Origin of the sequence: Bacillus sp. 2D03 (assembly GCF_003946765.1) — a bacterium.
Classification (GTDB): domain Bacteria; phylum Bacillota; class Bacilli; order Bacillales; family Bacillaceae_G; genus Bacillus_A; species Bacillus_A cereus.
The window spans coordinates 113,095-136,164 of record NZ_RPSJ01000008.1; the positions used below are offsets into that span (position 1 = coordinate 113,095).

A 23,070-nucleotide genomic window follows, 5' to 3' on the forward strand; every position below is an offset into this window, starting at 1 on the left:
CTTTATATTTTTTATCTATTTATAGGTATTTTTTGTTTATTCGAGCATATTGTTCATAATCGCTGTATTGTTTATTCTTTTGTCTCTCTCAGATTTAATATATAGAAGTATTATGATAGCTAAAAATCCAACAAAAGATAGCATAGGTATTGAGATGAAACCGAATAAATTTAAGTAATCTTTTGTGCAAGAAACTCCTACTGAACAAATCTGCATCTCACTATTAGGAAACGCTTGAATTGTAATTTGATATACAGATAACATTAAACCGATACACGCAAATGGAAATGCATACGTGCTTACGTGCGAATCTTTTCTATATATCCCTACCCCCAATATTAATACTAATGGATACATGGCCATTCTTTGGTACCAGCACAAATCACATGGCGGCAGCTTCATCCATTCACTAAAAAACAAACTAATTAACATTGCACTAGTAGCTATCGTGCAAGCAATTACAATGTGATACTTTTGAATGATCAACATCTTATTTTCGCCTCACCTATTTTTTAAAATGCAAAACATTTGCTAGTATATGACTAGTTTATTTCCGTGTTTCGAGTACCGTGTTTCAATAGAAAGTATCCAATCATTGATATCTTCTCAGTCGTATCCCCTCTCTTTTAATTCTAGAGGGAAAAGATTTTCAAAATCACCACGCATTTCGTACATGGTTTCTAATGCTTTTTCTAGCGAACCAAATCTATATACCATGTGTGTAAGTACTTTTTTGTTTTTCTTTTCTCCTACAACTAAATATACATACCGTCTTTCTTTCGCTAAAACAAACTTTAAAAATCCAGGTACTTGACTCACCTTTCACACTCCTTTTCGGCTTTCCTTACCAAACTTAAAAGGATATGAGTAAGGAAAACTATTTAGCTTTAATTACCAATTTAATAAATGTCCCGTTTTTTTGCTTTGAAAATACAAGAAAACGCTCATCATCACAATATTTATTACACCTGCTGCAGCACCAATTTTGGAGATAACATACACATATTCATTATTACTAAATGGCAATAGACTCGCGAAAATAAATAAAATTGAAATGATAAAGGATAAGAGCATATTTCTTTTGTTTTCATTCATTCAAAAAACCTCCATTTTGCACAAATATTTGTATTGCAATGGGTTAGGGTGTTAAGCTGCATCTTTACGGTTATAATGCTGGTTCTTTTCATCTACAAAGCCTTTAATGCTCCATACGCCAACCTTTGATTCTTTTGCTTCATTTTCTGCTTCTTTCATTTCAGATAGAATTGTAGTATTAGGTCTAGAAATATAGGCTATAATCCCATAACCCGACTTGACCATTAATTCGTTGATGTGTATTCCATCGCAAAATACATAAGCCAATTTTCTACCGTATTTGTCTTCTTTTGGTCCCCGATCATAAACAAATGTTACACTTTTCCCTTCTAGCTGTTTCTTTAAAAAGGAAGATGGTTCTTTTCCCATCTTTTGTGGTGGAATTTTTTGAGATACAGACTCAGGGGTATCTAATAACAGTAACCTTACCATCTGTTTCTGCTCCTTTACGTTTACGTCTATTGTATCTCCGTCTTTTATATGTAATACCTTCCCTTTAACGGTCTCTAAGTCTTTTAATTTCCCCTTATAATCCCCTGGAATATCAACAATACCTTTCCCTTCTACGTGCTGTTGTATTCCGTTTTGTACTGCTTGGGCAGGTCTCGAATCATTTTTTGTTTGCGTCGAATTGCTACATGCTGTCATTTGAAATACAAATGATGTTATACAAATAGCCTTAATTCATATTTTCATATCGGAAATTCTTCCTCCTAATCAAAATACGTAAATAGCTACATCTAATAAACAAACGGACTCTCTATTGTATTTACTTCTCGATAATTACAAGATAGGCAATACTGTATCCATTTTGGATAATCATTATAAAGTACTCTAAATGAGCGTTTCTTACAATTCGGGCATATTGACACTATGTTTTTTTCATTCTCTTCCTGACTTTTCAATTTTTCAAAAGAAACATTAGTAGATGCTATATTACTGGTACACAATATACATCCCCCTTTTCAGTCTTGAAATCTTAAAAACAAATAAAAAAGGACACACCTATCGCATATGTATGCGTAGGTGTGTCCTTTTGCAAGATAGTTTTAGATGTATTTTGTTACTTTCATCATATCATACTTCTTATTAAATTTATATATGAAATTAAAGATTTTACGATATTATTTCTTTTTCTCATGTATAAACATAATGCGTTGTTTTTGTATAACATACCTTAATTTTGCATCAAATTTTTCTCCATTATTCCTATTTTCAAAACTTGAAATTGTATTGGTCATATTCTTTCTAATAACCTTTTTTATTTCGTGCTAGTTATTTTCTTTTTCAACATGATGTTATTTATCTTTTATTTTGGGTAAACAAATATTACGGGTAGAAAAACTTCTCTTATTCTAAAATAATTCCCTCGACACAAAGATACTATCTCGTACAAGCATTCAACTTAATAAATATGTTTTAGGAAGGTTAGAAAAATGGATATTTTATTAGCGATTTTACCAGCCTTATTTTGGGGAAGTATTGTACTCTTCAACGTTAAACTAGGAGGCGGTCCTTACAGTCAAATACTTGGAACTACCCTTGGCGCTCTAGTTTTTTCTATCGGTGTTTATATTTTTATAAAACCCGTTTTGACGCCCGTGGTGATAATTATCGGGATTATATCTGGCCTATTTTGGGCATTAGGACAAGCCAATCAATTGAAAAGTATTGATTTAATTGGGGTTTCTAAAACAATGCCTATTTCAACAGGGATGCAATTAGTTTCGACTACTTTATTTGGGGTCATTGTATTTCATGAATGGTCAACAACAACATCTGTTGTATTAGGTGTTCTGGCACTTCTTTGTATCATAATCGGAATCGTTCTCACATCCCTCCAAAGCAAAGAGGAGAAAAACGATGAACAAAAAGGAAATTTCAAAAAAGGGATTGTGATGTTATTAATTTCAACTCTTGGTTACTTAGTATATGTGGTAATTATCCGCCTATTCGGTATAGACGGATGGTCAGCGTTATTACCACAAGCCATTGGTATGGTGTTAGGTGGAATTCTACTAACCTTTAAGCATCAACCATTTAATAAATATGCGATTCGCAATATTATTCCTGGTTTAATTTGGGCAGCAGGAAATATGTTTTTATTTATTTCCCAGCCGCGTGTAGGGGTGGCAACAAGTTTTTCCCTTTCCCAAATGGGGATCGTGATCTCAACTTTAGGTGGAATTTTTATATTAGGTGAAAAGAAAACAAAACGACAATTTATTGCGATTGTCATTGGAATTATCTTCATTATTGCAGCTGGCATTATGTTAGGAATTGCTAAAGGATAAAAAGGAGGAAAAAATTATGTATACAGATTTAAAAGGGAAAGTTGTTGTTATTACGGGTGCATCCACAGGATTAGGAAGAGCGATGGCAATTCGTTTTGGAGAAGAACAAGCCAAAGTTGTAATTAATTATTATTCAAACGAATCAGAAGCAAATGAGGTAGTACAAGTAGTTAAACAAGCAGGTGGAGAAGCGATTGCGGTAAAAGGAGATGTAACAGTTGAATCAGATGTTATCAATCTCGTTAAATCTGCTGTGAAAGAATTTGGTACACTGGATGTCATGATTAATAATGCGGGTATTGAAAATTCAGTACCTTCATATGAAATGCCATTAAGTGATTGGAATAAGGTAATTGCTACGAATTTAACAGGGGCTTTCTTAGGGAGCCGGGAAGCAATTAAATATTTTGTTGAGCATGATATTAAAGGTAGTGTTATTAATATGTCAAGCGTTCACGAGCAAATTCCATGGCCATTATTTGTACACTATGCAGCAAGTAAAGGTGGCGTTAAGCTAATGACAGAAACATTAGCACTAGAATATGCACCAAAAGGAATCCGTGTAAATAATATTGGGCCTGGTGCTATGAATACGCCGATTAATGCTGAAAAATTTGCGGATCCAGAAAAACGTGCCGATGTTGAAAGTATGGTTCCTATGGGATATATTGGAGAACCGAAAGAAATTGCAGCGGTAGCAGCATGGCTTGCTTCTTCACAAGCGAGCTATGTAACAGGTATTACACTGTTTGCTGATGGTGGTATGTCGCTATATCCATCTTTCCAAGCTGGACGTGGTTGATTGATATATAACTAAATTAGTTACTTTCAATATGTTTAAATGCGGCAGTTAGCTTTTTTATTGAATAACTTTTTAATTATTGGTGACATCACATACATTTTGTAAAAAATACACTTTTCTTTCTGTAGAATTATAGTAAAGGATAATGTTATTTTATTTTAGGTTTACAATTTCGCTTTAGTTAAATGCCGATGGGTAAAGAAGCCCTATTAAATTTAATATTATAATCAAAACAAAGGTATCCTTTATTATAAGGTATTCCTTTGTTTTGATTATATAGTTATCTATTTTCAAATTCCAAGTAGCCAATTTATATAGTATATTTATAGGTTACCTAGGATAAATTATAATATTATTTGAATTTAGTTTTCCTATAGGCTGGCTGTGTATGAGCGGCATCTTTGTATAATTGAACTATAATAACTGTAGTTTCTTTTTCGCGAACATTACCTATTTTTAGTTGTTTTATTGGAATTTTCGAAGAAAAACTTCCAACAGTTGTATCATGTGCTACAGACTCTAGGCCTCTATTTGATAAAGCCGCATCATAATACATGTTATTACAATTTCCTTCTGCCTCTAATTGCATACCTACGGTTTTATTATTGGACTTATATTCAGTTTGATCAGTATTTATCCTAGCTTTACAATTGTTACCTGCATCTGTAACTTTATACCATCCTCCCGATGCAGCTTCAGCATTTCCTGATGTAATGAAAATACAACCAAACATAAAACTCAATTCTATTAAAACTTTCATATATTAGATGCCCTATTTAGTCATTCTTGGATCCCACTTTTACTAATAACCTTAACAAGTGGTTATTTGCATAATTAGACTATTGTATCCAAAATAAAATAAACACTATTCTTCCTTTATATTTCTACAGAGAGAAGGGCGTTTTTCCGGCAGATATTTCTCTAAACTTTTGAGAGAGATGTTAATGCGAGATTGTTATTCCCTATGTTCCTCTACCACCTTATAGTAATCAATTTTTTCTTCAATAAACATTATACTACTCGGAGTATACCGAGTGTATTTTTGTAAATAATAAGATTGTTAAATATTAAATCGAGGAGGGTTTGTATGCAAGATCGTAAAAAATCTATAAAAAGTCCTGGTTCTGTTATGAAACCAGATTTTGCTGAAACAGATGCACAAAAAGTGAAACAAGAAATTCAAAATGATGTAAGAGCAGGACAAGGAGCAATGACTTCCCGAGAGGCAGGGGCAATGCGAGATTAAGAAAACACTCCTTATTGGTTTTTTCTTCTCTAGAACTTTAACCAGTAAGGAGTTATTCCCGAACTATTTTAGCTTTTTACGTTTTTCCTTTAGAAACATAATGTGTTTCGCTTGTAAATCATAGGTTAATCTTACATCGAATTTCTCTCCATTAAATCTATTTTTTTAAACTAAGATTATTTTCTTTCAGATAATGTATTGCATCTTTGTTCACCGATCTTAAATCTATACCTTGTTTCTCTGCTGCAAATGAACATCCACAATAACACTGACGGAAAACATCATATTCATTACACATTTCAATTGAACGTTGATATCCATTACTTTTTTTGAAATCACTTGGTAAATAACGCGAATCATAATTTTTTTGCACACCGATTCCAAGTTCATTTATTAATTGACTATTTTTATTTTTAGAAAGAGTAATGGCACTCCCAAAGTAATCAAAACCTTTTTCTTGTGCTACCTCAGCTGAACGATCCAATCTCATATCAAAACAAGCTGAACAACGAAGCCCGCCTTCTGGCTCTTCTGCCAAACCTTTTTCTTTTACCATTTTAAAAAATACATTTGAACGATAGTCATCCTCAAGAAATCCTACTGTGTGCCCAGTACGATCATTGAACTTTTCTACAAAGATCTTTTGTTCATTAGAGCGTCGCATGTACTCACTTTTCGGATGGATATTCGAATTCGAGAAAAAAATCGTAATATCTGCATGTTCTGCAAGAAATTCCAATGAAGCAGTACTACAAGGAGCACAGCATGAATGAAGTAACACCTTTGGTCTTTCGTTCCTTGCTTCCCAATCATTAATCATTTTTCTTAATACCTTATCATAATTTATTTTCTGATTCTTCATTTTCTTTAAATACGTTTCTACATCTAACACTTCTTTCACAACTAAACCTCCTGTTTATTTTTATTTATTTTATCACTTAAATTCATTAATAAAATATAGTAATGTATGTATTTATCGATCGTAAAACGGTTCTTATGACCTTTGGTGATGGCTAAAATAATATATGTATTCTATTACCTCTATTTCTAAAATAAATCTTTAATCCTTCTTTTTCATCACAAAATCTTTTGGGTTACCTTTTAACTGGTAATACTTCACGTTAAGACGAATAACTACTACGATGATTACCAAAAATCCTATTATATATAACATTGTTCCTTTCTCCGTTTCTTATTGTTTAGCGAACTTATTCTGTAAATACTTCACATGTTTATTTTCAGTATCCTTATCAGTAATATTTGCTTGCAAAATAGTCTGGTAAATATGCTCGACCTCGTCTTTTGTTAATTTCACATCAATATAGGATTCGATACATTTTTTTAGATCGTTATAATATAGGACATATTTATCTTTAGAATGAACATTTACTCTTTTTAGGCTGCATTTTGAATGAAATGCTGCTATAGAGATGCACGACAGCTGTTGTTCCATCGCCCATTCAATTGCTTTTATATGCTTATAGTTTTGTCGAAATGGATTTTGAAAAGAGAATTTCTTTCTAAAAATACCCTGTGTCCACCTTGCCGCTTTCTCACTTGCATAGATCCATCCTTCATAGTTCTTTGTCTCTACAACAAATACACCTGTTTCAGCGATAACAATATGGTCAATTTGCGTTGTATCACCGAACTCCGTATAAACCGTCACATTATGTAACACTTAGTAACTTTTCGAATCTAATTTACTTAATATACGTTTCACTAATTTCTCTACAGCTTTACCTTTCCATTTTGGTACATGTTTTTTCACAGCAATATTCAGCAGAAATAGAATGGCAATGAGGATTAATTCAAATTGAACTAATGTTCTAATATTAAAAAAAAACGATTGTTTATCATAAATGTAAGGACATTCTTCTAATTCGAAAAAAAATGCCATATAAATATTAATTAGACAATATATAACAATTTTCGAATTAATATTGTGTTATGATATCGAAGGATTTATTTACAGTAGGAGGAACGTATAGATATGTTTAAAAAATCATCAGTATTTCTTATTGGTACTCTGCTATTATTTGGTTTATCAGCCTGTGATAGCATAAAATCGGTAACTAGCAATGTTACAGTAGGAAAAGTAATTGAAGAATTTAAGGCTGCAGGGCTTGAAGCAGAACAGCCTAGTGATCTGCCGGAAAAAGAATTTGGGAATACTAGAAAAGATGCGAAACGCATTCTTGTTCCAGCACTAGGAGAAGATAGTGGCGGTAGAATATTTGAGTTTAAAAACAAAGAGGATCTTGAACAAGCGAAAAAGTACTATGACGATTTAGGTAACGGTAATCAAATGTTATTCTCTCATACTTATGCAAAAGATAATTTTCTTTTACAAATGAATGGTGACATGGAAGATGCCCAATTTAACAAATATAAAGAAGTAATGGACAAAATAATTAAGTAAGTTAAGGAATCCGCTTTCATTTTTCAGAAAATATGATATGATTATATTTGGATGGTAGCTCGTATACATCTTATTAAATTTAAAGTGGTTATCAAGTCGAAGAAAGGCACTCATTTGAGTGCCTTTTCTTATGGACAAAGCAATATAAATCATATTATAAATATATAGTAATTATAAGTAATCGGATGAATATCATAATTAATTTCGAGCCATTAAGTCCAGTTATGAATGACATAGCAATCAAACTTGCCATGGTACTATTTATACCGTTATTCCTAGCATTAATTGTCAAAGTTATACTTATGAAATTTATGAAAGAGTCGATTGCTGGCAGAATTGCAAGTCTATCTCTATTATTTTTCATGTACTATGTATTTATATTTGTTACAGGGTAAACAGGTATCTTAGGGTGTCTGTTCCTTTTAAAAGTTAGAATCATTTTGCAATATGATTTTTTAGTATTAAATTACTAATATAATAACATTCACTCTATTTATATACAAATGGTGGAAAATGCTCAGTCGAATTTCCCAGCATTCTATCTTTTTACCTTTAAATTAATATACCAATCCTATTATTTTCAGAACTTCCTTCCATTTAAACAGTAATAATCATAACGCTTATTAAATTAACTCAAACATTATTACTTAATATGAATTAAAATCCTATCTTTTCACCTCACTTTAACTTATTATAACTTTAAAAATCACTTAAATTACCTTATAATATAATTAAGGAGGGCATTTATGAATCAAAAAGAGCGTTTGATACGAATACTCAATTACTTAGAAGACTATAAAACAATGAATATAAAACAAATGTGTGAAATGTTTAATATTTCGCGTGATACTGCAAGAAGAGATATAGTAAAAATTACACAAGAAAAAGAAGTTGTTAGAACTTATGGCGGAGTTGCTTTAGCATCTTTTCATAAGAGATTTGACAATTATCAAGATCGATCAAAAACTGAATTAGAAACCAAAAGATTCATCGGTATGAAAGCTGCAAGTATGATAACTAATAATGAGATGATTTACTTAGATGTTTCAACCACAGTTAACTTTATAACTCAGTATTTACCACAACACGTTACTATTGTGACAAATTCAATTGATAGTGCTTATATTTTAACGCAATCTAAGGATACAACTATTCATTTTCTAGGTGGAACATTAAATAAATCATCTCGACATGTCACTGGACATTCAACAACTGCTAAACTAAAAGATTATCACTTCAACAAGGTGTTTATTGGTGCTGCTGGTATTACAAACGATGGCATATACTACGGTTTTGAAGAAGACATTCATTTTAAGCGTGAATTAATAAAGCATGCTGATCAGGTTATTTTATTGGCAGATCACACTAAATATAATCAACGACAAAATTATAAGGCTTTAACCTTCGAATCCATTGATACTTTTATTACAAATCAAGTCATACCTAGTGATTTATACAATGTTATGAAGGAGCATGGTATTGAAATATTAATTGCGCATGGAGAGAATAAGTAATTAGGAGGGGTTATTTTGTTTACATCTATTATTTTTGATGTCGATGGTACTATTCTAGATACAGAGCATGCAATATTAAAATCTTTACAAAAGGTTTTAAAAGAAGAACTAAAGAGAGAATACGCTTTACAAGACTTAAGATTTGCCTTAGGAATTCCAGGAAAAGAGACCCTAAGAAGGTTAAATGTAGCAAATGTAGATGAAATTCATCCTAAATGGTCTAAGTCTGTACTAGATTTTTCTCATGAAGTTTCTGTATTTGAAGAACTTGAAGATGTTATCAAAAAATTATCCATAAATAATTTAAAACTTAGTATTGTTACATCTAAAACTAGACAAGAATTAATAGAAGAATTTGACCCATTTGGTTTAAGTGCCTACTTTGAACACACAATTTGTGCATGTGATACCGAAAAACACAAACCTCATCCCGAACCACTATTAACTTGTTTGAAGAGATTAGATGTTCCTAATAATGAGGCCATATACATTGGAGATTCTATATACGATATGCAATGTGCGAAAAGTGCTGGTGTAAAATTCGCACTTGCTTTATGGGGCTCAAAAACAAGTAAGGGATTTGAAGAAGCTGACTATGTGTTAAAAAGGCCTAGCGATATTTTGGATTTAATTTGACTATAAACTTTAGATATTAAAATATTTTTTCTCAAAAACATTTTAATTAGATTGAAATCTATAATATCAAACATTAAGATACATCGTGAAAATCAGAAAAAAACCTTACTATTTCTAATTCAATTTGGATAAAATACTAACCTTAATCGGCAATATTGTTATTTTATCCAAATTGTTTATTCATAGCCCATACTACCTTTTTTAAGCATGGGCTATGAATAAACTTAAAAGATTTTTAAAGGTTTATGTTAAAAACCATACAAATTCTTATGCTATGAGTTCATAATTTAGGTTTAATTAGTTTAATTAGCTTAATTTACTTGAACTGTTTTCTGCCATTAAGCGCTTGCCCTTTTTTCACCTTCCTTTACGATTTACTATATTAATAAGAAAATTATTCATTAAGATTCTTTTTTAACTTAAATATTAAAATATCTTTTTAGGAGACTATACTATGAAAGCAATTTTATTTGACTTTGATGGAACTTTAGCAGATACTCTACCAATCTGCTTTTATGCTTTTCAATCTGTTTTTGAAAAGTTCGACAAAAAAGAATTATCAACGGATCAAATTACCAAGATGTTTGGACCTTCTGAAACTGGCATTATCAAAGAGAATCTTAACCATACAAACATAGAAGAAGCTATTGAACTATACTATAAAAAATATGAAAGTAATCATATGACTTTAGTACAATCAAATCATAAAATAAATGACCTTCTTATTTTTTTAAAAAACAAAGGAATTAGATTAGGAATTGTAACGGGTAAAGCTCGTAGAAGCTTAGATATATCATTGAAAGCCCTAAATATGAACGAATATTTCGAGATAGTTATAACTGGTGATGATGTGAGTAGACCTAAACCTCATTCAGAAGGAATTATTAAGGCATTAAAAAACTTAGGTATTTCTCACGAAGACGCAGTATTCATTGGAGATAGTGATGCAGATTTCTATGCGAGTAAACAAGCAAAAGTTTATACCATAGGTGTACGATGGTTACCAAATTATGTACCTATTAAATTCAATGTACAACCAGACTATATATGTACTACTACAAATCAATTAAAAGAATTTGTCGAAAAGAGGGATTAAATGCAACATAAATGGTTAGAGTGGGCTAAAAGAATCCACTCCTTATCTCAAGCAGGTTTAACCTTTTCAAAAGATATATATGACATAGAGCGCTATCAAGAACTCCATAAAATTAGTAATGAAATTATGGCTGAATATACTAATTTAAATCTAGCAAAGATTGAAGATTTATTTTCAAATGAATCCGGCTATCCAACACCTAAAATTGATGTACGTGGTATAGTATTTCAAAATAACGGAATTTTGATGGTACGTGAGAAAAGTGATGACAAATGGGCATTACCAGGTGGATTTTGTGAAGTAGGCTTATCCCCTTCCGAAAATGCCGTAAAGGAAATACAAGAAGAGTCTGGATATAGTGTTATTCCTATAAAACTACTTGCTGTTTTGGATATGAATTATCATCCTCATCCTCCACAACCTTATCACTATTATAAAATATTCATTCAATGTGAAATATGTGGCGGACAAGCAACAACTGGTATTGAAACAAAAGATGTCCGTTTTTTCCAAAAAGATAATTTACCTCAGTTATCAACTAATAGAAATACAGAATCACAACTTAAAATGTTATTCGAATTTAATGAAAATCCAAAGAAGGAAGCTATTTTTAATTAGTTCGTCATAATAACATGAATATATAAATTCCAAACTGACATACGTATCTAAAAATTTTTTCTTTTTTAAACTGCTATAATAATTTTTAATGCTTGCCTTTTCCTTACTAAATCTTTCTAAAAAAAACATCTTTCACATTGTATAAAACTTCAATGTGAAAGATGTTTTTTATATTATCTTATTAATTTACTTTAACACAAATTATTGTTCACACGGATATTTTACTATTTCTAAAATATCTTTGGGTGATTTCAATAAGAACTCTGCATCAATACTATCTGAATTCTTAGCTCCCCACAGCGCTAGACCAAATGATACATTAGCCTCTTTCGCACATTGGGAATCATACTTAGTATCACCAATATATATAGCATCAGCAGGATCACATTTAGAAATATCCAAAAATTTCAGTAACGGTTCGGGGTGTGGTTTATGCTTTACCGTGTCATCCGCACAAACAATATATGAAAGATAATTTTGTAAATTAAAAGGATAGAAATCATCTATTAATTCTTGTTTAGTTTTTGATGTTACTATACCAGTTTTTATTCCTGCTTTCCAAAGAGTAATAAGCGTATCTTGTAAATCTGGAAAAATGTTTATATGATGCTCGAATTCTCTTAAATACTTATTCCATTCATTATTAGCCTTTTTAATATCAGATATATTAAAATGTTTTAAGGCTACTTCTCCTGGAATTCCTAGTACAAAAGCAAGTTCCTCAAAGGAATATGTTTTTCTTTTTTCAATCTGCAATAATTTTTGTAATGAACTTAATACAGCTACTTCAGTATCTATAATTGTTCCATCAACATCAAAAATAACACAACTATACATAGTATCCTCCTATTATACGCTTATTTACCATGAAAAAGTAATGGAGACAGGTAATCTTTTGCTTTCCAAATTGCTTCTTCTCTTTCCATGGTAGGATCTTCTACCTCTATTGAGATTACACCATTATAACCATTTAATTTCAGCGCTGTTAGGACTTTTTTCCATTTTACATCTCCCCAACCAGGTACTCTGAACCTAAATCCTCTATCCTCTCTATTTAAATCTCCATGTGCCATCCATCCTGATACACTTAAGTGATTTGTTACTTCGCCATCTTTTCCATGCACATGTAATATTTTCCCTCCTAGTTTTTCAATAAAACAAACTGGATCAACACCTACTAAAATTAAATTAGAAGGATCAAAACAAATTCCAAAGCTATCAGAAGATAATAATTCACATACTTCTAATGCTGACTCTAAATTATATGCTATCTGCTGTGGACCAACTTCATGGGCAAATTTAACGCCTCGAGCCTCATAATGTTCCAATATCGGCATCCATCTTTCATATGCGATTTCGTATTGCTTTTTCCATCCCTCTTTATAAGGCCATGGATACCATTGTGAGAAATCCCCACACCCTAAGTAGCCAACAACCAATGGAATATTGTATTCACATGCAATATCAGCCGCTAATTTTGTTCTATTGATACCATAGTTGATTTGCTCCTCAACTGATCCAGAGAAAAAATGTTGTGTTGCTGCTCCATGTGGACCTAAAACTAATTGAGTGTCCCTATGTAACGAAAGGCATGTAATATTTAATTCATATAAGGAGAGATTTCTTTCAAATTCTTTTCTATACTCCCTATCTAACGCTTTATCCAAATCAATATGCAAACTACCTCTATTGGCTGTTAACTCCACATTTCGTATTGAATGCCTATGAATATTTTGAAACGCTTTGTCTTTTTCCATATGTTGATATGCTCTTGAAAACAATCCTAATTCCATACTGCCGCCTCCTTTTTAATAGTTTTTAAAAGTATGTCCATACCCTCATTAATTTCTTTCTCTGTAATAATAATTGGTGGTTTAACTATAATGTGATTATTATACCTTCTTAAAAAGAGGCCGTTATTTAAAGCGTTTTCAAATATATTACGAGCTATGTTTGAGCTTTGGTCAAAATCATTTGTATCTACTTCTAATGCATGTATTAAACCAATCCCACGATATATCATAGGAATATTTCCCTCTTCCATAATTTCAGATAGTCTACTTTTGATAATTTCAGATTTCCTACTAATTTCAAAATCTTCTTCCTGTAGTACAGATAAACATGCATCAGCGGCTGCACAAGTGAGTGCGTGGCCCCCATGCGTAAAATCGGCTTCATTATAATCTAAGACAGTACTTAATACTTCGGTTACGACAACGCCTGCTAAAGGATGACCTCCAGATAATCCTTTACCCATAGTAATAATGTCTGGTTTTAAGTCAAATAGCCTAGAAACGAACATACCCTCTACCCATCCAAAACTCTGGTTTTCATCTAAAATAAAAATAATATCATGCTCTTTACATAACGCTTCTAGCGACTGTAAATAATCCTTAGTCTCCTGTGTTACTAAAAGCCCTGCATTTACCATTACAGGATCAATAAGAATGGCAGCAATATTTCCATGCTCAAGAATAACATCCCTAATTTGTTTAATAGTAATATGATAAGCACCTTTTTCTTTAATATTTGGTGGATTTACAAAAACAATATCTTCTTGATTTCCAGCTAATAGTTTAGGGTCTCTACCATATCCCCTCAGTTGAATAGTTTGTGTCGTTTGCCCAGTATGTCCTTTATTAAATGATATAATCCCTGTTCTACCAGTATATTTTCTAGCAATTTTTACTGCTGTTTCATTTGCATCAGATCCATCACACATCTTTATATTAACTCGCGTGAGATGAGCAGGTGCAACCTCAGCCAACCGTTCAGCGGCCCTTAAATATGAACTTGTTGCAAATCTACTTGAAGCATACGTTAAAGTCTCCGCTTGCGTTTGGATTGCCTCCACTATCTTAGGATGACATTGTCCTAGTAAAAGATTAAGAGTTTGACTTGAAAAATCTAAGTATTTCTTTCCACTTATATCCCAAAAGTAAACTCCTTTTCCTTTCTCGGCAGGAAGTACTCCCTTTTCTGGCAGTGTATTATTAGTAAGAAACTCTTTCTTTTTCATATCCTTCTCCTCCTTGTAATTAAATATTTTGAAGCACCTTTTGATTAGCTAATACATATTTCCCTATACCTATCAACCCATGATTATCATCTTTAACTCCTAAATAAATCATTTTTTCTAGTTCATAATCACCCCCTCCATAGAGTGTCAATTTAGAAATTTCTTCTTTTAATAAATCCACATACTTATCCCCTATAGCTATCGAAAAACCACCTATAATAATAAATCGATCTATCCCTATGAGATTGTAAACTGTAGCAACTATATGAGCTATAGGTTTAATACTTTGTCTCAATACATAGAGAGCATAAGCATCTTCTTGATGTACTGCATCAACCAAATCATATGTGGTTATTTTATTTTCTTTCTTTAAAACAGATTTGTTGTATAAATCTATCTTTTTGAATTTTAAAAATTCAGCTAGTCTTTCAACTCCTCTTCCTGAAGACATGGCACCTATATGACCTTTTTCTCCACAATCACAAATCATACTTTCAGGTATACCATGATAAGTTAAATGACCAATTTCTCCACCATATCCATTGCTATTTAGTAACACTTCTCCATCCCAAAAAATTTTATTCCCTACACCCGAACTTACCGTCAGAATACAAAAATTCTTCAGATTCTTATTTATATAGCGATAACCAGCTGCAGTAATATCATTTTGTATATAGAATTCTACACCTAACTCTTTTTGTTCTAATGATTGAGTTAAGGAGTATGGCTGATTCATTAAATTCCCCCACAAGGTAGGTGCACTTATAATTTCATTATTCTCATTAATAGGACCTGGAAAGGAAATACCTACTTTTTTAATATGACCGTATTTGTTATCATATATTTTTTTTAAAAATAAAATTTTACTCTCTAGTTCATTTTGTAGTTGATTAATGTTTTTCCCCGCATTATTAATAAAGTTACATGACTCCTCTTTCCTTATATCTTTTAATCCCTCTTTATTGTTATAAATAGCTGATCTAATAGATGTTCCACCTATGTCAAACACCAATACGTGATCCATGTTTATCCTCCTTATATATTTCTTGGTATTCCTTTAAATTAGATAAAGCTTCTTTTAATAAATCTTCACTTATCTCATTAAGATCTCTTACAAACCTCGCATCTCCAATTTCATGCGGAATTACTAAATTAAGTTTGTTTCCACGATGTAATAATATATTTTTTAACGATTTCCACATTAATTTATCATTATATGTACGTTCATTATAAATATTCAAATTTAGATTTAATAACAAATCTAATATTCGTTTTTTGGATTTCAATGATATTTTATTCATTAAAAATGCAATTTCAGTAGAAATAGCAATATCCATTGCAACAGCAAGTCCATGATTAATAGTGTAATCAGAGTATTCTTCAATAAATGGACTAAAGGTGTGTCCAAAATCAACTAATCTTTCTAGTTCTTTTTCATAAAAATTAACATCTAATTGTTCTAACATTCTCACAATTGCAATCTTATTAATTTCCCACTCAACGCTATTAGCATCTAATTCTTTAATCTCAAATATACCCTTCCAGTTTCTTTCTATTAACTCAAATAAATAAGCATCAACAATAATTGCCATTTTAATAATTTCTGCTAAACCACATGAAATTTCCACTCTATCTAATGTTTTTAACAAAATAATATCATTAATAACTTTTGAAGGAGGATAAAAAGCACCTAAAAAGTTCTTAGAATCTTTGAAATTAATACCGGTTTTAATCCCAATTCCTGCATCAATTTGTCCTACTAAGGTAGTCGGTATTCTAATATAATCAATCTTTCGTTTATACATAGACGCCGCAAACCCCACCATATCCATTAAAATACCGCCACCAATTGCCACCATTAGAGACTTACGATCCATGCTGAATTTTTTGGCTTCACTACAAATATGCATAATATTATCTATATTTTTATTTTTTTCCGTCGTTTTAATTGTGATTATTTTACACATGTCTGGTTGGAAGTTTGTAGTGAAATACTCTATAATATTGTGTCCATAAATTTTTGAGATTGTTTCACTAATCACTACTAAACACTTTCTATTTTTACATGCTTTAAAAATAGTCATATTAGTTGGATTAAAGATGTCTTTTTCTAAAATTACATCAAATTTAAAATCGTATGCATTTTGAACGCTAATACCATCTTGCCCACCTACAATGGAATTACTTTTAGTATTCAATACACTTAAACTCATTCTCCTATCCCCTCTCAATCAGCATTTACTTGGAATATAAAAATTTTAATATGATCATCCGAATTATTAATCAACCCATGTGTCCCATAAGCAGGATTTACAATGACATCCCCCTCTTTTATATTAACTTTATCATTACCAATCAGCATCTCACCTGTTCCTTCCAAAATAAAATAGATTTCCTCATTATTATCATGAGTGTGTATGCCAATCGTTGTATTCGGTGGAACCATCACATAATCAATAAAATCAAGAGGTGTTTTAAAATCATTCTTTTCATACAACCTTACTTTTCTTAAGGGGTTATTTCCCTCATGACTAACTTCATCTATTAATGTACTAGTAAAAGCATTCCTTAATATAGTCATTTAGCAATCAACACTCCTCGTATTATTTCCTTATTTAAAGTTTTGTTAATTACTTTTTCTAAATCATCTAATGAATTAAATTGATTAATGAATTGACTAAGGTTTATCTTATTTTTATGCAATAAAACTATAGCTCTTTCTATACATTCTCTAGTTGTATGTTTACTGAAATAAATATTAATCTCATTGTTTCTGATATACTCAAAATCTAAAAAGTTATATTCCCTATATTTATTAAAAAACATTAGTTTAGAATTCGGTTTTAATTTATTAATATACTTAGCTAGGAATTGTTCATTAGTTCCTGTAATAATACCCACGTCGAATTTTAAAGAACTAAGTATATTATGCTCTTCTATAACATTTTTTGAACGTATGAGGTTATTTTTTTGTTCATCGCTACCCACTATTGTTACCCTCTTATTCATCTTTTTTAAAATCAAATAAAATATGATAGCCATGAACCCATTTCCTAGAATTAGAATATCTTTTTCCTTTTCTTTTAACGATAGCCTTTCAATACAATGTAAGGCACAAGAAACCGAATCTAAAAAAGCCATTTCTTCTATTTTCGAGTCATTAGGTAGTTTAAACACACTTTTTTTTATAGCATTTTCATCAATTACAACATATTTAGAAAAACCTATTGGAGTTTTAATTGGTTTTTCACATAAATGACTGAAACCTAGTTTACATTGATTACAATTATCGCATCCATACCTATGTAGTAATAAGACTAAATCTCCTTTCTTAAAATTTTGGTATGGTGTCAATACTTTGCCAACCATTTCATGCCCAAAATATCCAGTATTATTATAAAGATAATTAAAACAATCTGATGTACAAACTCCTATTGCCTGAATTTCTACAACAAATCCATGTTCTTCTGTATCTATTTTCTTATCAATAAAATTAATTTCTTTTTTTCCACTTAGTATTGCTTTTTTATTGGTTATATACTTGAACATTTTCCTCCCCCTAAATATTGTATGTATATTTATAGTACTGACTAAAAACCAACTAAACATACAGTTTTAATATTGTTTGATAGCAAGCTACATACTTCTTGTTTATAATTGTTATCGGAGATAGACACTAATCCATAATCTATTAAATTTTCTAATGAAACTTCACCCATAGCCACAGATGCTAAATTAGCTGTATCTATTTCTATTTCAACATCATAATCTGGAGTGCCAATATAAGATTCAATACTAATTTCTTCATTTTTTAAATTTATCAAATAATGTTTGCATTCATTCTCTAGGAAAATATCTAAAATTCTTAAACTAACTTTGAAAGATTGAGTGTATACTTTGTAGTTTTTATATAATATAGTTTGAAGGATTTTTTTGTAATCTATTATTCGATACATTATACCTAATCCAGTACTGTAACTTTCATGATATACAAAAGGTAGTAAATTTTTTGTGGAATTCTCAGGTGTTTCAAGTAAATGATGGAAATTATCATCTGAGATGTTGAGGATAACCATATATATTTGATCAGATAAACTTCTAAAAAACGCTAATAGTTCTTTTAAAACAATTGGAGTTTCGTACACTAATTCTTTTACTACAATATTATTTATTAAAATATTGTTTTTATGGGCTCTCTCAAATGAAAAAATTGCATAACCTAAAATTTTATTATCTTTTTTATATACTAAAACTTTCTCATTAGAGGAACTAACTAGACACTTAAAGTCTTGTTTATTTCTTTTTAACATACCATGTTTCTTTGAATAAAAACGATTGTAACACTCAATAAATAATTGCTTTTCCTCTTCCTTTAAGTAAGTTAAATTTTCACTTTTTAAATTTACACTTGGTAAGCTTTTAGATAAAACTTCATATTGATGAATCTTAGCCCCTAATCCAAATCCTATTCTTTTATAATAGCTATAGTTAAAAGGGTATAGTAGAGCCATAGCCGATTCTTCTTTGGACCTTTCTAGAAAAAAGGTAATTAATTCCCTTGCAATCCCTCTCTTCCGATAAAGCAAATCAATAGCTAATGTCCCTAGTCCTAACGCCTTAATTTCCGAAAATAAATAATTCATATCAAATTTGTATAATATCATTCCCCCTACTAGTTTATTTTTGATAAAATACCCAAATAGTTCCGCATAATCAGGATTATCGTATATATAGTTGATTTGATTTTTAAACTCTTCTCCATATTCTCCTTCATAATCAACTCCTGGATATGCATCTTTAATTATCTCAAAATATGCCTGTAATTCTGTTTTTAATATCTTTCTTATCATTTAACCACCACCTTTAAGGAAAATTATTACATGGAAAATATTATCATTTAATTAGTGGTATTTCAATATCTAATTTTACATTTTTTGATTATTCACATTTTGTTCATTAATTTTTTAACTTTTTAGAAATAAATATTCCAAGGTTTACTTTAACTTTTTAGATACGTCTAAGTTATAAAATTTTTATAGCTTTATCTATACCTGCTTAATTAAAGAATCTTCTTTAGATTTTCTATAAGTATATATACGCTCTTTATTATTCGCCTATAAAATACACGAAACTAATCCTAAAAGAAGTGCAAAGATTAAAATACTCACCACAACAATTACAACAATATTATTAAGTAGTTCACCTTTCTTAATTAATTTTTCTTTTCGTAATGCCTTTTTTATAAGCAATGCTATTTCATATGAAGTTAATAATTTTATTCTCTCTTTTTCTTTCCATTTCTTTAATGATATGATTTTTGAATGCCTCTTCATCTTTTCTCCCCCTATTAACATAGATTGATAAATATAGTAACTAATTAAGCATTAAAATATAAAAAGGACTACATGATTAAAGTGGTAGTCCTTTTTATATTTTTATATTTCTACTCAAAATACATGCCGAAAAATAAATTTCTCAAAAAACTTACCATTCATAAATTCTTAATCAAGATTGCATTTCTTAAGAGAAATCTAAGATGATTATGTTTGTACTGTTCAAATTATAAATCAACCTGATAAATAAGGTGTTTTTTCTAAACATACATATGGTGATTTTTTAATCACATTCGCTTTTTATTCCTGTACTCTTTAGTTCTATAATTCGGCTACCAAAGGATGGAAATGGTAACTTATTTATAGTAAATGATATTAAAGAAGAACCAGCTATCGAGCGCCTAGATTAAATACTGTATCTAACTAACTCATACTCTTCTGATTCCCTAAAACGTTTAATTAGATTTTCTATTTTGATTTCATTATAAAATTTATCATAGTCAGTTTTATTTATTCATTTTCATCACAAAATCGTTTGATTTGCCTTTTAGCTTGTAATACTTCATGTTAAGACGAATAGCTACTATGGAGATTACTAAGAACCCTATTACATATAACATGTCTCTCTTTCCCCATTTCTTATTGTTTAGCGAACTTATTATGTAAATACTTCACATGTTTCTTTTTAATATCCTTATCCATAATGTTCGCTCTTAATATTGTTTGGTAGATGTGCTGGACCTCATCATTTGTTAGTTGCGCTTCAGTATATGATTCAATACATTTTTGTAGATTGTTATAATACAGGACATGTTTATCTTTAGATTGAACATTTACTCTTTTTAGACTGCATTTTGGATGGAACGCTGCAATAGAGATACACGGCAGCTGTTGTTCCAGTACCCATTCGATTGCTTTTATATGTTTATAGTTTTGTCGAAATGGATTTTGAAAAGAGGATTTTTTTCTAAAAATATTCTGTGTCCACCTTGCAGATTTCTCATTTCCATATATCCATCCCTCGTAGTTTTTCGTCTCTATAACAAAAACACCGGTTTCCGCGGTAACAATATGGTCAATTTGCGTTGTATCACCATACTCCGTATGAATCGTAACATTATGTAACACGTAATACTTTTCCGAATCCAATTTGCTCAATATACGCTTCACTAATTTTTCTCCGACTTTCCCTTTCCATTTCGGTACATGTTTTTTCACAACAATATTCAACGGAATCAGAACCGCAATGAGAATTAATTCAAATATCAACACTTTCATAATAGAAGCCCCCTTTTTATATCCTTGCGTTTCTGCGCATTAAACGGTATACATGCGTTTCTAATCCTAAAATAAAATATGAGATACATAAGCCTTTTATCACCATCTCTACGAATCCTAATGCTAATGAAACAAGGAGTCCACCTCGAAACTGAAAAGGTCTAGTCACTCTTCGATTTACTGGTTTTTCAATGACGCCAAAGTTGGCCCAGGTAGGCAAACGTTTTTCCACATTTTTCACGGTACCCATTAATCCGTATTTTAACGATAGAATGAAACATCCGATTAATAAATAAACAACAGAAGAAAAATAGATAGATAGGCCTATTACGAAGCATGTCAGTAACCAGCCTATTAATATAGAATTTCGCAAAGCAATATATTCTCGATTTATATTCAATACAAACAGTCCTTTCAAAATTAATAAGGTTATTTTATATTGGAAAATATTTACATTTAATGATAAGCATGATATGATACGTCTATATTAATTTAAGAATTAGCCTAAAAAGGATTGTGATAGACATGTTAAAACTTGTAGTAAATAATACTGGAACAGAACCAGAAAGTGATTCAGCTTCTTCAAACTATTTCACCTGCAAAGACTGTGTATATTATCTTTCAAAATCAGATTCTTGCAGTTTACAATTAGCAGCTGATTCAAATAGTCCCCTTATTCCTTATGAGTGTGGGAATTTTTGAGGAAACCTATGAAATCGGAACGGAAGATCCATTGAATTCACACATACATCAGCAACTTCGTGAAGAAAAAGCGCAAATACTAGCTGAAAGCTATCCAGCACAACCTTCTATTGATCCCATTCATAAAGACGCAATATGGTATGGATCAGTAAACTATGGTTGTTGGATTATAAATGATTCGAAAAAACGTTTTGCACTTGCAGAACAGGTTCCTTTCGGTGATAATAATATGTCATCTGAAAAATACGCATCTCCTTTTCCTTTACATGACCATGGAGCAAAAGAAGGTATTAGGCACTATATGTGCTGGTATGTAAACGAAAAAGGAATAGGCGAATACCATATACTTATTGGCGGTATCATCATGAAAATTGCAGAAGGAGTTAAGAAACTTGGATTCAATTACTAATCGTATCTACAAGAAAAGAATGTTAGAACATACCATACTATTTAGTTTGGTACAGCTGGTACCACTGATCATATCTACCGGTATCATATATATATTGCTAGAACTTACTGATACGGAGTGGAAAACCTGGTTTAGTTATGAAGGAATCTTTGTAATTATTTTTCTTATAACGAGGTTCCAGGTATTTCAGAATAAGAAAAGTATTATTTCTTTAAATCAACACGAAAAATGGTTTTCAAAGTTAAATATCTTCTTGGTCTCTATATTGCTAGTATTATTTGCATCCATACCAACTCTATTAAAAATTGCTTTCATTCTACAAATGACTGTTATTCTACTTCTACTAGAGTACCTTTGTTTGTATATTGATCGTTTACCGATACATAATTTATATAGAGTACAAGAGATCATTTGTGATAAAAAACAACTCAAAATTGAACGAATTATTCCAAACAATGAGGAACACGGTACTCATACAATTAAAACAAGGGATGAGCAATACTTTTTATATACCGCTTTTTATTTGAGCGGCATACTATCGCCAATTTCAGAAGAAGTATTTGAAGAATATGAAAGAAGGAACCTAATGGGTAGATAAAAGGTACT

Annotated in this window: 26 protein-coding genes and 3 pseudogenes; 11 read left to right on the forward strand and 18 right to left on the reverse strand. The window is 30.8% G+C overall.

The window, feature by feature from the left end:
* Window positions 1-36: 36 nt before the first annotated feature.
* The 4 genes and pseudogenes from EBQ15_RS18895 to EBQ15_RS18910 all read right to left on the reverse strand — a co-directional run bounded on the left by EBQ15_RS18895 (window position 37) and on the right by EBQ15_RS18910 (window position 1,743).
* Window positions 37-489: a disulfide oxidoreductase gene (locus EBQ15_RS18895; protein WP_000905544.1), complete on the reverse strand. Its 453-nt coding sequence runs from the start codon at window positions 487-489 to the stop codon at window positions 37-39.
* Window positions 490-531: 42 nt separating this feature from the next.
* Window positions 532-819 (reverse strand): annotated as a pseudogene (locus EBQ15_RS18900) (hypothetical protein).
* Between the two features lie 72 nt (window positions 820-891).
* Window positions 892-1,095 (reverse strand): hypothetical protein, encoded by a 204-nt coding sequence (locus tag EBQ15_RS18905; RefSeq protein ID WP_001004894.1) that lies wholly within the window; start codon window positions 1,093-1,095, stop codon window positions 892-894.
* Between the two features lie 51 nt (window positions 1,096-1,146).
* Window positions 1,147-1,743 (reverse strand): thermonuclease family protein, encoded by a 597-nt coding sequence (locus EBQ15_RS18910; protein ID WP_000123035.1) that lies wholly within the window; start codon window positions 1,741-1,743, stop codon window positions 1,147-1,149.
* A 788-nt stretch (window positions 1,744-2,531) separates the two neighbouring features.
* Here EBQ15_RS18910 and EBQ15_RS18925 point away from each other — a divergent pair.
* Both EBQ15_RS18925 and gdh read left to right on the forward strand, forming a co-directional pair.
* A complete protein-coding gene (locus EBQ15_RS18925) occupies window positions 2,532-3,389 on the forward strand; it encodes a RhaT/GlcU family sugar-proton symporter (RefSeq protein ID WP_000353534.1) in 858 nt (285 codons plus the stop codon).
* Window positions 3,390-3,405: 16 nt separating this feature from the next.
* Window positions 3,406-4,191 carry a glucose 1-dehydrogenase gene (gene gdh, locus EBQ15_RS18930; protein ID WP_000287799.1) on the forward strand — a complete coding sequence of 262 codons (786 nt, stop codon included), beginning with the start codon at window positions 3,406-3,408 and terminating at the stop codon, window positions 4,189-4,191.
* A gap of 352 nt (window positions 4,192-4,543) precedes the next feature.
* Here the strand turns inward: gdh and EBQ15_RS18935 are convergent, their stop codons facing one another.
* The gene (locus EBQ15_RS18935) at window positions 4,544-4,951 is read right to left on the reverse strand and encodes a hypothetical protein (protein ID WP_000865995.1); all 408 of its coding nucleotides are present in this window, start codon (window positions 4,949-4,951) and stop codon (window positions 4,544-4,546) included.
* 327 nt (window positions 4,952-5,278) lie between these two features.
* On the opposite strand from EBQ15_RS18935, the gene EBQ15_RS31235 reads away from it, so the two are divergent.
* Window positions 5,279-5,437 (forward strand): hypothetical protein, encoded by a 159-nt coding sequence (locus tag EBQ15_RS31235; protein WP_001154000.1) that lies wholly within the window; start codon window positions 5,279-5,281, stop codon window positions 5,435-5,437.
* Window positions 5,438-5,594: 157 nt separating this feature from the next.
* On the opposite strand, the gene EBQ15_RS18945 is transcribed toward EBQ15_RS31235, so the two are convergent.
* Both EBQ15_RS18945 and EBQ15_RS18950 read right to left on the reverse strand, forming a co-directional pair.
* Entirely contained in the window at window positions 5,595-6,329 is a 735-nt protein-coding gene (locus tag EBQ15_RS18945; RefSeq protein ID WP_033683979.1) for an epoxyqueuosine reductase QueH, read from the reverse strand.
* 300 nt (window positions 6,330-6,629) lie between these two features.
* Window positions 6,630-7,271, reverse strand: a pseudogene (locus EBQ15_RS18950) (nuclease-related domain-containing protein).
* Between the two features lie 159 nt (window positions 7,272-7,430).
* On the opposite strand from EBQ15_RS18950, the gene EBQ15_RS18955 reads away from it, so the two are divergent.
* The 6 genes from EBQ15_RS18955 to EBQ15_RS18980 all read left to right on the forward strand — a co-directional run bounded on the left by EBQ15_RS18955 (window position 7,431) and on the right by EBQ15_RS18980 (window position 11,723).
* Window positions 7,431-7,859, forward strand: coding sequence for a hypothetical protein (locus EBQ15_RS18955; RefSeq protein ID WP_000474068.1), 429 nt, complete (start codon window positions 7,431-7,433; stop codon window positions 7,857-7,859).
* Between the two features lie 185 nt (window positions 7,860-8,044).
* Entirely contained in the window at window positions 8,045-8,254 is a 210-nt protein-coding gene (locus EBQ15_RS31455; RefSeq protein WP_082186609.1) for a hypothetical protein, read from the forward strand.
* Between the two features lie 351 nt (window positions 8,255-8,605).
* A complete protein-coding gene (locus tag EBQ15_RS18965) occupies window positions 8,606-9,373 on the forward strand; it encodes a DeoR/GlpR family DNA-binding transcription regulator (protein ID WP_001072116.1) in 768 nt (255 codons plus the stop codon).
* A 15-nt stretch (window positions 9,374-9,388) separates the two neighbouring features.
* The gene (locus EBQ15_RS18970) at window positions 9,389-10,009 is read left to right on the forward strand and encodes an HAD family hydrolase (protein WP_000495161.1); all 621 of its coding nucleotides are present in this window, start codon (window positions 9,389-9,391) and stop codon (window positions 10,007-10,009) included.
* Window positions 10,010-10,463: 454 nt separating this feature from the next.
* Window positions 10,464-11,105, forward strand: a complete 642-nt coding sequence (locus tag EBQ15_RS18975) for an HAD family hydrolase (RefSeq protein WP_000644308.1) — start codon at window positions 10,464-10,466, stop codon at window positions 11,103-11,105.
* A complete protein-coding gene (locus EBQ15_RS18980) occupies window positions 11,106-11,723 on the forward strand; it encodes an NUDIX hydrolase (protein ID WP_001164060.1) in 618 nt (205 codons plus the stop codon).
* A gap of 201 nt (window positions 11,724-11,924) precedes the next feature.
* Here EBQ15_RS18980 and EBQ15_RS18985 read toward each other — a convergent pair whose 3' ends face one another.
* From EBQ15_RS18985 to EBQ15_RS19035, 11 genes are all read right to left on the reverse strand, one after another.
* Window positions 11,925-12,560: an HAD family hydrolase gene (locus tag EBQ15_RS18985; RefSeq protein ID WP_000286646.1), complete on the reverse strand. Its 636-nt coding sequence runs from the start codon at window positions 12,558-12,560 to the stop codon at window positions 11,925-11,927.
* A gap of 20 nt (window positions 12,561-12,580) precedes the next feature.
* Window positions 12,581-13,516 (reverse strand): sugar phosphate isomerase/epimerase family protein, encoded by a 936-nt coding sequence (locus EBQ15_RS18990; RefSeq protein ID WP_000418851.1) that lies wholly within the window; start codon window positions 13,514-13,516, stop codon window positions 12,581-12,583.
* Entirely contained in the window at window positions 13,507-14,742 is a 1,236-nt protein-coding gene (locus EBQ15_RS18995; protein WP_000726015.1) for an aminotransferase class III-fold pyridoxal phosphate-dependent enzyme, read from the reverse strand. Before EBQ15_RS18995 ends, EBQ15_RS18990 begins: the two co-directional genes overlap by 10 nt.
* Window positions 14,743-14,761: 19 nt before the next feature.
* Window positions 14,762-15,766, reverse strand: a complete 1,005-nt coding sequence (locus EBQ15_RS19000) for an ROK family protein (protein WP_000350136.1) — start codon at window positions 15,764-15,766, stop codon at window positions 14,762-14,764.
* Window positions 15,744-16,955 (reverse strand): sedoheptulose 7-phosphate cyclase, encoded by a 1,212-nt coding sequence (locus EBQ15_RS19005; protein WP_000059485.1) that lies wholly within the window; start codon window positions 16,953-16,955, stop codon window positions 15,744-15,746. Before EBQ15_RS19005 ends, EBQ15_RS19000 begins: the two co-directional genes overlap by 23 nt.
* 14 nt (window positions 16,956-16,969) lie before the next feature.
* Window positions 16,970-17,323, reverse strand: a complete 354-nt coding sequence (locus tag EBQ15_RS19010; RefSeq protein ID WP_000154110.1) for a cupin domain-containing protein — start codon at window positions 17,321-17,323, stop codon at window positions 16,970-16,972.
* Window positions 17,320-18,291 carry an alcohol dehydrogenase catalytic domain-containing protein gene (locus tag EBQ15_RS19015; protein WP_000477635.1) on the reverse strand — a complete coding sequence of 324 codons (972 nt, stop codon included), beginning with the start codon at window positions 18,289-18,291 and terminating at the stop codon, window positions 17,320-17,322. Before EBQ15_RS19015 ends, EBQ15_RS19010 begins: the two co-directional genes overlap by 4 nt.
* A 41-nt stretch (window positions 18,292-18,332) precedes the next feature.
* Window positions 18,333-19,592, reverse strand: coding sequence for a GNAT family N-acetyltransferase (locus EBQ15_RS19020; RefSeq protein WP_000619703.1), 1,260 nt, complete (start codon window positions 19,590-19,592; stop codon window positions 18,333-18,335).
* A 264-nt stretch (window positions 19,593-19,856) separates the two neighbouring features.
* On the reverse strand, window positions 19,857-20,075 hold the full coding sequence (locus EBQ15_RS19025) for a hypothetical protein (RefSeq protein ID WP_000820637.1): 219 nt from the start codon (window positions 20,073-20,075) through the stop codon (window positions 19,857-19,859).
* A 639-nt stretch (window positions 20,076-20,714) separates the two neighbouring features.
* Entirely contained in the window at window positions 20,715-21,353 is a 639-nt protein-coding gene (locus EBQ15_RS19030; protein WP_000866004.1) for a nuclease-related domain-containing protein, read from the reverse strand.
* Between the two features lie 16 nt (window positions 21,354-21,369).
* Window positions 21,370-21,753: a hypothetical protein gene (locus EBQ15_RS19035; protein ID WP_085966823.1), complete on the reverse strand. Its 384-nt coding sequence runs from the start codon at window positions 21,751-21,753 to the stop codon at window positions 21,370-21,372.
* Between the two features lie 125 nt (window positions 21,754-21,878).
* Here EBQ15_RS19035 and EBQ15_RS19040 point away from each other — a divergent pair.
* Window positions 21,879-22,464: pseudogene (locus EBQ15_RS19040) on the forward strand (hypothetical protein).
* A 19-nt stretch (window positions 22,465-22,483) separates the two neighbouring features.
* A complete protein-coding gene (locus EBQ15_RS19045; RefSeq protein ID WP_002001190.1) occupies window positions 22,484-23,062 on the forward strand; it encodes a hypothetical protein in 579 nt (192 codons plus the stop codon).
* Window positions 23,063-23,070: the final 8 nt, after the last annotated feature.

Bases quoted from the DNA above. Each gene is read 5' to 3' on its own strand.
- EBQ15_RS18910 (WP_000123035.1), bottom strand. From the start codon at position 1,743: ATGACAGCATGTAGCAATTCGACGCAAACAAAAAATGATTCGAGACCT.
- EBQ15_RS19005 (WP_000059485.1), bottom strand. From the start codon at position 16,955: ATGAGTTTAAGTGTATTGAATACTAAAAGTAATTCCATTGTAGGTGGG.
- EBQ15_RS19020 (WP_000619703.1), bottom strand. From the start codon at position 19,592: ATGATAAGAAAGATATTAAAAACAGAATTACAGGCATATTTTGAGATA.
- EBQ15_RS19030 (WP_000866004.1), bottom strand. From the start codon at position 21,353: ATGAAAGTGTTGATATTTGAATTAATTCTCATTGCGGTTCTGATTCCG.
- EBQ15_RS18905 (WP_001004894.1), bottom strand. From the start codon at position 1,095: ATGAATGAAAACAAAAGAAATATGCTCTTATCCTTTATCATTTCAATT.
- EBQ15_RS18965 (WP_001072116.1), top strand. From the start codon at position 8,606: ATGAATCAAAAAGAGCGTTTGATACGAATACTCAATTACTTAGAAGAC.
- EBQ15_RS18955 (WP_000474068.1), top strand. From the start codon at position 7,431: ATGTTTAAAAAATCATCAGTATTTCTTATTGGTACTCTGCTATTATTT.
- EBQ15_RS19025 (WP_000820637.1), bottom strand. From the start codon at position 20,075: ATGAAGAGGCATTCAAAAATCATATCATTAAAGAAATGGAAAGAAAAA.
- EBQ15_RS18935 (WP_000865995.1), bottom strand. From the start codon at position 4,951: ATGAAAGTTTTAATAGAATTGAGTTTTATGTTTGGTTGTATTTTCATT.
- EBQ15_RS19000 (WP_000350136.1), bottom strand. From the start codon at position 15,766: ATGGATCACGTATTGGTGTTTGACATAGGTGGAACATCTATTAGATCA.
- EBQ15_RS18985 (WP_000286646.1), bottom strand. From the start codon at position 12,560: ATGTATAGTTGTGTTATTTTTGATGTTGATGGAACAATTATAGATACT.
- EBQ15_RS18925 (WP_000353534.1), top strand. From the start codon at position 2,532: ATGGATATTTTATTAGCGATTTTACCAGCCTTATTTTGGGGAAGTATT.
- EBQ15_RS18975 (WP_000644308.1), top strand. From the start codon at position 10,464: ATGAAAGCAATTTTATTTGACTTTGATGGAACTTTAGCAGATACTCTA.
- gdh (WP_000287799.1), top strand. From the start codon at position 3,406: ATGTATACAGATTTAAAAGGGAAAGTTGTTGTTATTACGGGTGCATCC.
- EBQ15_RS19010 (WP_000154110.1), bottom strand. From the start codon at position 17,323: ATGACTATATTAAGGAATGCTTTTACTAGTACATTAATAGATGAAGTT.
- EBQ15_RS18990 (WP_000418851.1), bottom strand. From the start codon at position 13,516: ATGGAATTAGGATTGTTTTCAAGAGCATATCAACATATGGAAAAAGAC.
- EBQ15_RS18895 (WP_000905544.1), bottom strand. From the start codon at position 489: ATGTTGATCATTCAAAAGTATCACATTGTAATTGCTTGCACGATAGCT.
- EBQ15_RS19045 (WP_002001190.1), top strand. From the start codon at position 22,484: ATGTTAGAACATACCATACTATTTAGTTTGGTACAGCTGGTACCACTG.
- EBQ15_RS31235 (WP_001154000.1), top strand. From the start codon at position 5,279: ATGCAAGATCGTAAAAAATCTATAAAAAGTCCTGGTTCTGTTATGAAA.
- EBQ15_RS18995 (WP_000726015.1), bottom strand. From the start codon at position 14,742: ATGAAAAAGAAAGAGTTTCTTACTAATAATACACTGCCAGAAAAGGGA.
- EBQ15_RS31455 (WP_082186609.1), top strand. From the start codon at position 8,045: ATGAATATCATAATTAATTTCGAGCCATTAAGTCCAGTTATGAATGAC.
- EBQ15_RS19015 (WP_000477635.1), bottom strand. From the start codon at position 18,291: ATGTTCAAGTATATAACCAATAAAAAAGCAATACTAAGTGGAAAAAAA.
- EBQ15_RS18980 (WP_001164060.1), top strand. From the start codon at position 11,106: ATGCAACATAAATGGTTAGAGTGGGCTAAAAGAATCCACTCCTTATCT.